Below are 11251 nucleotides of genomic sequence, written 5' to 3' on the forward strand. Positions count from 1 at the left end.
GTAACCAATCCACGAATATCAGAGTGGCCAATGCCCGAAGCTAAGAACTAGGCTCTTTCTAGATACTTTTCATTTTTTATCAGTTCGATTGTTTTTTACTTGACAAAGGGCTTTACATATCAGTCATGTATAACATCTAGACTATTATATTTTTCATCGCTCATAAATACTTCCTTAATCCGATGATACATTAAATTCTCAGAATCATATCGCGATATCCGTTTTCGTTTTCTAAAATATTCCTCCTTTTCTTGCTCATACTGTTTGTATAAGTAATCGAAGATGGAATATATAGGGCTCTCTCTTACTTCAAAATTATTATATTGTATATATCCCAATAAATCACTAATATTTTTATCTAATGATTGCTCATTCCCAGTCATGACAAGAAATAATTTATTTTTAGCTCTTGATATCGCCACATTTAGTAAGTACGGATCATCCGTAAAACGTGTTATGCTGTTATCAACCGTGGAGATGATTATCGTATCTTTTTCTTTTCCCTGAAACTTATGGACTGTATCACTTTCCAAATCATCAATTTGCTCTTGCAACTTCTCTTTCTGCTTTCGATAAGGCGTGACAACTCCTGTCCGCTCCCGATAGATTTCATAATTTGGAATAACATCTTTCAGAATTATATCAATCTCTCTCTGACTATAGTGATCTCGAGCGTGATTTCCCCTAGGTGTTCTAATAGCCTGAAGAACATCTTTTTCCCCATTATCACCTGTCATAATCACTAAGTCACCATTATAAAACTTTTGATTACAGAAATTGATAATTTTGGGATGACATCTATAATGCTCTCGTAATAGCGTTTCTGGAATATTCGGAATCACTTTTAGTACCGATTGAAGAAAACTGTTTGTGTATTCATAACCACTATGAACACCGTATTTATGGAAAAGCTGAGCACTACTTTCTTTAACATCTTTTGTGACAATATGCGGTAGCTGTTTACTATCTCCAACAACTACAACATTTTTAGCACAGGATAATGCTAGTGCCCCAGTTGTAATATCCACTTGTGAGGCTTCATCTATGATTAAATAATCATAGGTAATATCCTTTCCTAAACTTGTTGTTGATGAAAATGTTGTACTAAGAACAATAGGATATTCTAGAAGAACTCGTTTCGATTGTTCCCTTAAATCTTCCTTTGTAAACTGTACTCTATTTCTTTCATTCCCATACTTACTAACTAGAAAATCTTTGAAAATCTTTAATGAATCACTGGTCAAATTGTTTAAAACTTCCGTACCATTTAAGTGAACCAATTCTTCTTGAAGAGTTTCTAATTTAGTCCTTATTTCTGTTTGTTTATGCTGGTAAAATAGGTTCTGAAATTGTATTGTCAAATCAGACAATTCTTGTTTATAAAGTTCCCAGTTTTTAACACCATATAATAAAAAGTTTTTTATCTTAAAAATTAAACCAAACCTTTTATTCTTTTTATAGAATTCCTCAAATTCATTCCAAAGCTTAAATAACTTCTTAGCAGAATATAGGTTTAATTCTATAGGCGATATATCTATGTGCTCAAAAAAATCCTTGAAATGATGATATTCCGTTTCTAGTTCTGAGAGTTCTTGTCTCAGATTAGCCACTTCTTCCTGAATTTCAAAAATACGAGGAAGCCTACGAATCTTTTCATTTAATTCCTTATCAAGGCTTTCCATTCCATTATCTTTTAATCTCCAAGAAGAAAAATCAGGGTACATACTATGCTGATTGAGAATAAAATTATTTTTATTTTTTTCACTTCCAAGGTAAGCCACAGGAAAGTCAAGACCATAGTTCTTCAGTTTTTCGTAAATATTATCAATGGCTGCATTATTATTAGAAACAATTAGAACCGTCTTATTCCGTATCACTATATTAGCTATAATATTCAGAATCGTTTGTGTCTTACCAGTTCCAGGAGGTCCTTGAATGACACTAAATTGATTTATTAAGGCATTTTTTGTTGCTTTATATTGACTATTATTGCAACCAAAAGGGAAAATCAGTTCCCCATGAAACGGCAAGTTATTCTTCTTACTGGGACTTAGATAGCTCGCTAAAGCAACTGTTTTGTCTACATAATCCAATTCCTCATACCTTTTTAACAAGAGCAATTGATCGGTCTCAGAGTTTCTCAGAGGATTCAGCTTAGATAGTTCCGTCAAATAACTAAAAACATGACGACTATTCGAATGTGTCAACTCATTTTGCCGTATTTCTAGGTCTCTCCCCATATATAATTTTCCAGTGCCATTTTTGTAGCGGATGATATAAGCCCGTGAGTGTGTTCCATTGAATTCAATAATTGACTCAATATTATTTAATAAAACCCCATCTTGCCTTCTATAAACTCCTATCTCTGAAGGATTCAACTGTTTGGAAAACTTCAGCACCTCAACTCTCTGCATATTGTAGCGATAAGGTTGGACATTATTTTTAAAATAAATTTCAAAGTAGAGCTTCCCTTTGTAACGAATCAATTGAAGCGATTCGATATTTTCTGACTTGTCCTCTCCATCAATCAAAATTATTTTTCTATCTTTCACCATATCTCCACTCTCACTTTCAATCTTAATCTTCCTCCTCCCTCAACGCCTCAAACTTGGCTTTCATGGTTGGGTTATTGCGGGTTAGTTTTTTGACGGAGACATCGTCTAGTTTATTATTGGCTAGGCGAAGCTGGTTTTCGCTGGTGGTCAGGGCTGCCTTAACAGCTTCCATTCGCTTGATTGCCTTGTCGATTTCATCAATAGCCTTCTGGAAATTGGTGCTGGCTGATTGATAGTTTTTTGCAAAAGCATTCTTGAAAATTTCCAAATCTTCTTCAAAATGAGTAATATCGATATTCTGCTCCTTAACCAAGGCTAACTCCTGCTGATATTGCAGACTATTAAGCGCAGCATTTCGTAAAATTCCGATTAATTGGATAAAGAACTGTGGTCGAATAACATACATCTTCTCATATTCATGACTAACATCCACAATCCCTGTATTGTAATAGTCATTGTCCGCCTCTAGCATGCTAACTAATACAGCATATTCACATTTTTTCTCCCGACGGTCCTTATCCAACTCCTTAAAGAAATCAGCGTTTTTATGCTTGGTCTTGGTCGTATCTGCCTCGTTTTTCATTTCGAACATGATGGAAATAAATTCCAAGCCCGACTCATCAAAATCACGGAAGATGAAATCTCCTTTTGAACCGGACGCTGATACTTCGTTGTCCTTCGCAAATTTGGCACGTGGAAAAGCATAGGAACGAACCTTGTTAAACTCCGCCTCAGCAAATTGCTCCAAGCTCTCTCCAATTGCCTTAGTAGACTGCTGAGCCTTGAAATTTTTGTAAAATTCCACCTGCTCATCCGCCGCCTTGAGCCGTACTTCGTACTCCTGACGAGTGGTCGCCAGGGCTAACTCTTGCTTTTGTTCCTGCAAAACCAAAGCATTTTGTGCCGCATCCCGCTCTTTTTCCACCTGAGCTACCGCCTGCTGCAACTCCAAGTCCTTGGCAAGACCGATTTGCCCCAACTGAGCCTTAAGTTCTTGGATTTCTTGGTCTTTTTGGGAAATAGCAGAGCTGATTTCCAGTTCCGTCTGACTAGCAAATTTATCAAGTTTTGCGGTCAGTTCCAGAATCTCCTTGTCCTTATCACTCAATCTAGCCTGCAAATCATTTTCTGCCTTCTGGCTTAATAATTCTCGTTCCCGCTCCAATCGTTCATGGATTTCCTTGTCAAACTCCGCACCACGCACCTGGGCTAAAAGCTGACTATATTCTGTTTCATTGACCTGAAAGGCCGTCCCACAATGGGGGCAAGTAATTTGATGCATATGCTCTCACTTTCTTCTTTTCAAATAAGATATTAATTTATGTAAAACCGTAGCTACTCCCAGCGCCAATAAAAAATAAAAGAAACGAACCGCATTTCTAGCATCTGGAAGCGATAGAGCCCAAAGGACAAAAATCGTTATGGCAGTCGGCCATCTCCAGCCCCAGGTCATCTTCCGTTTGATAAACCATTCCATCCAATCTTCATTAGAATCAAACCGTGTTTCGTAATATTCTTCTTTCAGTTGTTCCCACCACTTTTTCATAACAGCCTCCTTTCAAATCACAAACCTTCTAATTCAAGCTCCAGAAAAGTCCTCCACTTTTCCTGCAAGGGTTGACGTACAGGCGACTCCTGACCTTCTAAGACTTTTTTGATACATTCATTTTGCACCAACCATCCTGTCATGTCTTTTTGAGCATTGGCAAATTCATTACCAAAATCTTCTGGAATTCGTTCTTCAAAAGTAATCAAGGTCTGATTTTCTAGCTGAGACAGTGTAAATGAAACTGTTGCTGAATCCCACCTGTAGGCAATTTTCTCATTTTTTCGGTATTCCAGTAAATCCATGGTTTCATGGAAGTCTTCCATTTCAAATACCAACTTGTCGCCCTCCACCCTCAACTGAGGAAACCAGCGGGCAAATCCACTATCCGTTGCCAACAAATCCCATGCCACTACCAAACTAGCCGGCACGGTATAGTAAATGCTTAACAGGTATTTCTCAACTTCTTTTTTGACAGCAATCTTCATACCATACTCCTATTCTATCCTTTTATTATACCAAAAAACACCGGTCTATAACCGATGTTCCCTATATATTTATAATTTTTGATCATCAGCAAGCAGCCCCCTTTCAATTTTTATACCGTATTTCTTCTAGCATTTCAATCCGTCCTCTCTCGTTTTGTGCTATACTAGATGTAGTGAAAACAAGGAGGTAACTATGATTAAACTAATCGCTCTTGACATGGACGGAACCCTCTTAAACGAGAATAAAGAGTTGATGCAGCCACAGATTGATGCCATTCATCAGGCTGTTGAAGCGGGTGTCAAGATTGTTCTTTGTACTGGTCGGCCCTTGGCTGGTGTTAAGCCTTTTGTAGAGCAGCTCGGCTTTGACACCGAGGAAGAATTTATCATTGTCAATAACGGCTGTTCAACCCATTCGACAAAGGATTGGAGCCTGATTGACTGGGAAGAACTATCTATCTCTGATATTGATTATCTTTCCACTTTTATTGAAAATGATGATGTGCAAATCTCTCTTTTTGATGAGGAAGACTACTTCGTTCTTGCAGAAAAAGCCAATGCACGCGTTAATTTAGACGCAGGTTTAGTAGGAATGACTCCTCAACCAATTGATTTAAAAGAAGCCAAGTCAGGTCAGCATCGCTTCTTTGAAGCCATGTTCGTCGGTGAAAAAGAGCACATTGATGCCTTTGAAAATCAACACAATCCTGTACTCAGCCAAAGCTATTCCACCGTTCGTTCACAGGACTATCTCTTGGAAATTTTGCCAAACGGTGCAAGCAAAGCCACTGGTTTGAAAAAATTGGCAGACCGCCTCGGTATCCTCCCAGAAGAAATCATGGCTATGGGAGATGCCAACAACGACCTGGAAATGATTGAATTTGCTGGACTTGGTATTGCCATGGGCAACGCTAACGAGCAGGTCAAGGCGATCGCCCAAGACATAACAGACACCAATGAAAACAACGGCGTTGCCAAAGCCATTGAAAAACATATTTTGAACAAATAAGGAGACACTATGAAATACCCAACACTCTTAGACCGCTTTTTAGTTTATGTCAAAGAAAATACTCGCTCAGATGAAAACTCTACGACTACTCCATCTACCCAAAACCAAGTCGAGTTTGCACAGAATATCCTTCTGCCTGAAATGGAACGCATCGGCTTGCAGAATGTCCACTACCTACCAAACGGCTTTGCTGTGGGAACACTACCTGCCAACGACCCAAGTTTGACCCGTAAGATTGGCTTCATCGCCCACATGGATACGGCGGATTTCAACGCAGAAGGTGTCAATCCGCAAATCATCGAAAACTACGACGGCAACCCAATTGCCTTGGGAACTTCTGGCTACGAATTGCATCCAAAAGACTTCCCACAACTTGCCAACTATCACGGTCAAACCCTGATTACTACAGACGGTACGACCTTGCTGGGTTCTGATGACAAGTCAGGTATTGCCGAAATCATGACGGCTATTGAATTCCTGGTCCAAAACCCTGACATCAAGCACTGCGAAATCCGTGTCGGCTTTGGTCCTGATGAAGAAATCGGTGTTGGTGCAGACAAGTTTGATGTAGAAGACTTTGATGTGGACTTTGCCTACACTATGGACGGTGGACCGCTGGGCGAACTCCAGTACGAAACCTTCTCAGCAGCGGGTGCTAAGATTGACTTCCTTGGACGCAATGTCCACCCAGGATCTGCAAAAGACCAGATGATCAATGCCTTCCAAATGGCTATTGATTTCCACAATGCCCTTCCAGAAGCAGACCGTCCTGAAAAGACTGACGGATATCAAGGTTTCTTCCACTTGATGAACATGGAAGGCAGTGTCGATACTGCTTCTACCACCTACATCATCCGTGACTTTGAAGAAGAGGATTTCCTTGCCCGCAAACAGCTCATGCTGGACATTGCTGAAAAGATGAATGCCAACTTTGACACACCTCGCGTCATCGTCAACCTGCATGACCAGTACTACAATATGAAGAAAATCATCGAAAAAGACATGACCCCAATTAACATTGCTAAGGACGTCATGGAAAATCTTGGTATCAAGCCACTGATCGAGCCTGTTCGCGGAGGAACAGACGGCTCTAAGATTTCCTTCATGGGCATTCCAACGCCAAATATCTTCGCAGGTGGTGAAAACATGCACGGCCGCTTCGAGTTCGTCAGCCTCGAAACCATGGAAAAAGCCGTCGATGTCATCCTTGGAATCGTCGCACACAAGTAATCAATTTTTCAGACTTTCTTAAGAAGGTCTGATTTTTTCTGGAAATCTTTCAAAATTTTTGAAAAACCACTTGTATCATTGAACTAATACTGTTATAATAGAACCATCAAAAAGAAATGGAGTTTTAATATGACAGAAGAAACATTAGCACAGGGAATTCTCATTGGCATTTGGGGTACAACACTACTATTTTCATTTATTTGGTATATTCTTGTTGCTATTTCCAACTACATCCTCTTCAAAAAAGCAGGCTATGCTGGTTGGAAATCATTGATTCCAATCTACAATCTCTATATCCAACAATGCATCGCCTTTGGCTATGAAAAAAGATGGTTCATTCTATTCTTACTGATTCCACTAGCAGGACCATTATATGGTATCTATCTCGTTTACAATTTTGGTCGTAGCTTCGGTTTATCAGCTGTACAAGCTATCTTCTATGTTCTTCTTACACCTATCTTTAACCTCTACATCGCCTTTAATGACGGAAGTCGTTACCAAGGTCCACAAGAATTCTTTATCGACTAATGTAAAACGAAGCCCCTCTTCAGCTCAGAAGGGGCTTTTTACTTGTTTAAAAAAATATATAAAAAATTTATATAATCACTTGATTTTAGCAAATAATAGGTATATAATTTATATATAAAATAATTATATATAGCCTTTCAGTTTGCTTTTAATACGAGGCAACTAGCTGTAGGCTGTACTAGCGTACGGCAAAGCAAGTTAACGAAGTAGTAAAAGATAAACTGGATGGCTATAAAGATAAAGAGGTGAGTTCATGTATTACCCCGTATCCTCTATCTTGATTGAATTTCTGGTCTTAGCCATTGTGGAAAAGCAGGATTCCTACGGCTATGAAATCAGTCAAACCATCAAGATAGTTGCTGATATAAAGGAATCCACGCTCTACCCTATCTTGAAGAAACTGGAAAAGGCGGGCTACGTCACCACCTACACCCAAGAATTTCAAGGGAGAAAGCGAAAATATTATACCATTACTCCTGCTGGACGTGAGCATATCCCCTTCCTGCAAGGTGAATGGAATAGCTACAAAGACCATATTGACGGAATTATAGAAGGGAGCTTACGAAAATGACACGCGCAGAGTATTTGAACCAACTAGAACAAGCACTGACACAACTCCATCCAAGTGCCAGACAGGAGGCTTTAGACTACTTCAATGAATACTTTGATGAAAAGGATAACGACGAGGAAGCTATTATAGAGCTAGGAAAACCTGATGACGCAGCAAAAGAAATTATTGCCAATCTACCTGAAGATGCCCTAATCACCGAGAAAGACCAAGCAAGTCCACATTCATCTAAACCATTTGATTTCAACTTTGATTTTCAATTTGACTGGGAGAATTTTTTCAACAATTTTAAACATTCAGCTTATCAAGCTAGGGAAAGAATTAAATTGACGTCGAAAATCGAAGAATTACCTGAGTTTTTAAATCTACAGATTTCTCTCGAAGATCAGGCTCTTAGTGTTCAAAGTTACGACGGAGAAACTGTCTTATTGCACAATCCTGTTTCAGAAGATGGTAGCTACCAGGCTTTTGACTATCAACTACTCCAAGATAGTTTGTACATATCTAACAAGCCACTCCCTGACCAGCTCTACTTCTCAAACAATCAAACCAGCTCTGCTATTCTCAAAATCCCAAAAAGACTCCTGCCCCTTACTAGTCTCAATCTGAAAACGACAGATAGTAGTCTGACAATAGTGGACATGCAAGTATGCGAACAGCTAGTCATCAATGCAGAAGATAGTAGTATCAGCATGACGAAAGTGAGCTGCCCAAGCTCTGCTCTACGGTTAGAAGACTCTACACTAACTATCTCAGATGGACAGCTGAGCGAGTTAAAATTGGAAGCCAGCGATGCTGTTATCACTCTCTCAAGCATGAGCCTTTCAGATGCAAGGATAACATTAGAAGACTGTGTCTGGAAGTTGAAGGATTTTGTCCTTGAAAAGAGCCTTAACTGCCAGGCTGAAGATTCTGTCTTAACCTATAAACCGAGTACAGACATCAGTTTGGACATCTGGGAGGAAGATTCTAGCCTTAAACTTCCAAAGGATAAGGCGTTTACAATGATGAAAGAGGATGACATCACTCATCTCAGCTATAGGCAAGAAAATAGCCCTGCTCAGTTGGTTATTCATTGTCAAGATTGCCAGCTTACTGTTGGATAAAGGAGGTTCCCATGAAGCGCAAGGAATATTTACAGAAACTCGAAAAATATCTCAAAAACCTACCAAAAGAAGATTTTCAAGATACCTTGGACTATTTCAATGAATATTTTGACGAAAAGGAAAACGACGAGCAAGCTATTCAAGAGCTGGGCAGTCCAAAAGAAGCTGCCCGTGAAATTCTAGCGACCCTCTACGACAAAGAGCGGACAGAAGATAAGCCAAATACCCGCAATATGGTCTGGTTGACCATCCTCGCCATCCTTGCCGCACCAATCGGCATCCCCCTAGCAATCACCCTAGTTGCCCTCTTCATTGTCCTACTCCTGCTCATCCTCAGTGCCTTTCTACTCCTAATATCACTTTGGATTGTCCTTCTCAGTCTAGCAATCGCCCAGCTTCTCCTCGCCTTCGACCTCCTCACACTCTCATGGTCATCCTCCCTCCTCTTTACAGGGCTAGCCCTCATCTGTTTGGCACTCACCCTCTTGGGTAGTAAATTCACTCTAGACCTTGGAAGCAAAACCTTCTTGCTTGTTTTACACTGGATACAAAGAACCATTCGCAAAGGAGAGTATCATGAAAGAGCTTAAACCATTTACGAAAATCAGTCTGAGCCTGCTCAGTCTTGGAGCCATTCTAAGCCTCATCGGCTACCTGGCTGGCGGTTGGACAAATATGAAACTTGTCGCAGAAAACTATTTTCAGCCCCAAACAGCCAGTTTTAGTAATATTAGGGCTATAGAAGTGAATGAAAAACTGTCCATTATGCCCTCGCCTGACAACCAATTCCACCTCCACTACTACCGAAATCAGCACAAAGGCATTGACCTACTCAGCCACCAAGTTCAAGATGGAAAATTGACCATTTCTAGTGCCTATCAAGGCATTGTTACTTATGATGGTTTACTCGAACCTATCTTACATCTTGTCAATGACCAGAATATTGCCTACTACCAACCTGTTTTACAGATCCCCAAAAACAGCACAATCGAAACACTTTCAGGCAACCTTCAAGGAGACCTTTATTTGGATAAAGTAACTATTCAAAATCTTGAACTCACTGCAGAAGATGGGGATATGTTGATTGAAAACAGTCAACTCAGCTTTGCTCATTTGTCACACCTCAATGGAGAAGTAGCAATCAATCATTCCACATTAACAAGTCCGAAAGACATTTCCGATACTGTTGGCAGTAGCTTAACGATTGAGGATGGGGTTTTTAAAGCTGAAAACCTAAAACTAGAGGGAAGGCATGACATCAGTAATTTCGGTGGCTCAATCGACATTTCTCTTCATTCACAAACAAAAACAGACATCTACATAGATGCCAGTCAAAATAATAGTAGAATGGAACTGCCAGCCTATTCCAATACCAAAGCCAATAATTACCTCTTCATCTCTACACTGGATGGAGAATTGACTATTCGGTAATTGCAAAAAGCCCTCCTCACGGACAATGTCATTAAGTTAAGGATCCTACTCCAATTTTTATTGGATAGGGTCTTTTTATTTTTCGATAAAGTGATAGACTAAAATCAAAAAGGAGTTTTCCCATGGTTCAGTCTATTCAAACAATCCTAGAATCTTGCATCTCACAACTCTCATCAGACAGTTCTTCTTATGTCATCGAACCAGATAAAGACTTTACCCGTTCCAGAAAATGTTCCTTCCAACAAATGGTTTCTGCTATACTAAACATGGGAGGTCAAACACTATCAAAAGAACTCATCAGCCAAGACTTCCCCATTTCAAAGGCTGCTTTTGTCCAAAATCGCTATAAAATTAAGCACCAAGCCTTTCAAGATCTCTTCAAAAACTTTACACAGGCTGTTCTTCCAAAAACAGAACTCCCTATTCTGGCTGTAGATGGATCCGATATCCATATTCCAGTCATACCTGAGGACACAGCTTCTTATTTTCCTTCAAAATCAGGTGGAAAAGCCTATAATCTCCTGCACTTAAATGCCCTCTTTGATTTGGAAAGCGAGCTCTATTGTGATGCTTTGGTTCAAAAGAGACGAGATGTTGATGAACGACAAGCTCTGATTGACATGATGGAGAATTCTCCCTTTCGAACAAGCCCTCATTGTGGCAGATAGGGGGTATGAATCTTATAATTTGATGGCTCATTGCCAAGAAAAAGGCTGGTTCTATCTGATTCGGATTCGAGATGGGAAAAACAGTATGAAGCAAAGTTTGGACCTACCTCATACAGAAACCT

Annotated in this window: 13 protein-coding genes; 9 read left to right on the plus strand and 4 right to left on the minus strand. The window is 39.7% G+C overall.

All coding sequences use genetic code 11. The annotated features are described in order from the left end of the window. Positions 1-119: 119 nt before the first annotated feature. Genes ODU55_RS10680 through ODU55_RS10695 form a run of 4 tightly spaced genes read right to left on the minus strand, consistent with a single transcriptional unit; the run spans position 120 to position 4589 of the window. Positions 120-2555 (minus strand): AAA domain-containing protein, encoded by a 2436-nt coding sequence (locus ODU55_RS10680; protein WP_398582808.1) that lies wholly within the window; start codon positions 2553-2555, stop codon positions 120-122. 22 nt (positions 2556-2577) lie between these two features. Continuing rightward, a complete protein-coding gene (locus ODU55_RS10685; protein ID WP_172042986.1) occupies positions 2578-3837 on the minus strand; it encodes a DUF2130 domain-containing protein in 1260 nt (419 codons plus the stop codon). Positions 3838-3843: 6 nt separating this feature from the next. After that, a complete protein-coding gene (locus ODU55_RS10690; protein ID WP_002940881.1) occupies positions 3844-4101 on the minus strand; it encodes a hypothetical protein in 258 nt (85 codons plus the stop codon). Between the two features lie 17 nt (positions 4102-4118). Continuing rightward, positions 4119-4589, minus strand: coding sequence for an SRPBCC domain-containing protein (locus tag ODU55_RS10695; RefSeq protein WP_398582809.1), 471 nt, complete (start codon positions 4587-4589; stop codon positions 4119-4121). A gap of 193 nt (positions 4590-4782) precedes the next feature. Here ODU55_RS10695 and ODU55_RS10700 point away from each other — a divergent pair, with 193 nt between their 5' ends. From ODU55_RS10700 to ODU55_RS10740, 9 genes are all read left to right on the plus strand, one after another. Continuing rightward, positions 4783-5598: a Cof-type HAD-IIB family hydrolase gene (locus ODU55_RS10700; RefSeq protein WP_398582810.1), complete on the plus strand. Its 816-nt coding sequence runs from the start codon at positions 4783-4785 to the stop codon at positions 5596-5598. A 9-nt stretch (positions 5599-5607) separates the two neighbouring features. Then, positions 5608-6828, plus strand: a complete 1221-nt coding sequence (gene pepT / locus ODU55_RS10705) for a peptidase T (protein ID WP_398582811.1) — start codon at positions 5608-5610, stop codon at positions 6826-6828. A 129-nt stretch (positions 6829-6957) separates the two neighbouring features. Beyond that, positions 6958-7356 carry a DUF5684 domain-containing protein gene (locus ODU55_RS10710; RefSeq protein WP_002940890.1) on the plus strand — a complete coding sequence of 133 codons (399 nt, stop codon included), beginning with the start codon at positions 6958-6960 and terminating at the stop codon, positions 7354-7356. A gap of 253 nt (positions 7357-7609) precedes the next feature. Continuing rightward, positions 7610-7927, plus strand: a complete 318-nt coding sequence (locus ODU55_RS10715) for a PadR family transcriptional regulator (protein WP_002940906.1) — start codon at positions 7610-7612, stop codon at positions 7925-7927. After that, positions 7924-9030 (plus strand): DUF4097 family beta strand repeat-containing protein, encoded by a 1107-nt coding sequence (locus tag ODU55_RS10720; RefSeq protein ID WP_398582812.1) that lies wholly within the window; start codon positions 7924-7926, stop codon positions 9028-9030. The genes ODU55_RS10715 and ODU55_RS10720 overlap by 4 nt, the downstream gene beginning before the upstream one ends. Before the next feature lie 11 nt (positions 9031-9041). After that, positions 9042-9620 carry a DUF1700 domain-containing protein gene (locus ODU55_RS10725; protein WP_398582813.1) on the plus strand — a complete coding sequence of 193 codons (579 nt, stop codon included), beginning with the start codon at positions 9042-9044 and terminating at the stop codon, positions 9618-9620. Then, positions 9607-10461, plus strand: a complete 855-nt coding sequence (locus tag ODU55_RS10730; RefSeq protein WP_398582814.1) for a DUF4097 family beta strand repeat-containing protein — start codon at positions 9607-9609, stop codon at positions 10459-10461. The genes ODU55_RS10725 and ODU55_RS10730 overlap by 14 nt, the downstream gene beginning before the upstream one ends. A gap of 122 nt (positions 10462-10583) precedes the next feature. Next, the gene (locus ODU55_RS10735; protein WP_398582815.1) at positions 10584-11129 is read left to right on the plus strand and encodes a hypothetical protein; all 546 of its coding nucleotides are present in this window, start codon (positions 10584-10586) and stop codon (positions 11127-11129) included. A gap of 22 nt (positions 11130-11151) precedes the next feature. After that, on the plus strand, positions 11152-11251 hold a 100-nt coding region (locus ODU55_RS10740), incomplete at its 3' end, for a hypothetical protein (protein ID WP_398582816.1).

The sequence above is a fragment of the Streptococcus sp. 2022WUSS037 genome, from assembly GCF_044427225.1.
Classification (GTDB): domain Bacteria; phylum Bacillota; class Bacilli; order Lactobacillales; family Streptococcaceae; genus Streptococcus.

Coding starts and splice junctions, on each gene's coding strand:
- ODU55_RS10680 (WP_398582808.1), bottom strand. CDS start 2,555: ATGGTGAAAGATAGAAAAATAATTTTGATTGATGGAGAGGACAAGTCA.
- ODU55_RS10685 (WP_172042986.1), bottom strand. CDS start 3,837: ATGCATCAAATTACTTGCCCCCATTGTGGGACGGCCTTTCAGGTCAAT.
- ODU55_RS10690 (WP_002940881.1), bottom strand. CDS start 4,101: ATGAAAAAGTGGTGGGAACAACTGAAAGAAGAATATTACGAAACACGG.
- ODU55_RS10695 (WP_398582809.1), bottom strand. CDS start 4,589: ATGAAGATTGCTGTCAAAAAAGAAGTTGAGAAATACCTGTTAAGCATT.
- ODU55_RS10700 (WP_398582810.1), top strand. CDS start 4,783: ATGATTAAACTAATCGCTCTTGACATGGACGGAACCCTCTTAAACGAG.
- pepT (WP_398582811.1), top strand. CDS start 5,608: ATGAAATACCCAACACTCTTAGACCGCTTTTTAGTTTATGTCAAAGAA.
- ODU55_RS10710 (WP_002940890.1), top strand. CDS start 6,958: ATGACAGAAGAAACATTAGCACAGGGAATTCTCATTGGCATTTGGGGT.
- ODU55_RS10715 (WP_002940906.1), top strand. CDS start 7,610: ATGTATTACCCCGTATCCTCTATCTTGATTGAATTTCTGGTCTTAGCC.
- ODU55_RS10720 (WP_398582812.1), top strand. CDS start 7,924: ATGACACGCGCAGAGTATTTGAACCAACTAGAACAAGCACTGACACAA.
- ODU55_RS10725 (WP_398582813.1), top strand. CDS start 9,042: ATGAAGCGCAAGGAATATTTACAGAAACTCGAAAAATATCTCAAAAAC.
- ODU55_RS10730 (WP_398582814.1), top strand. CDS start 9,607: ATGAAAGAGCTTAAACCATTTACGAAAATCAGTCTGAGCCTGCTCAGT.
- ODU55_RS10735 (WP_398582815.1), top strand. CDS start 10,584: ATGGTTCAGTCTATTCAAACAATCCTAGAATCTTGCATCTCACAACTC.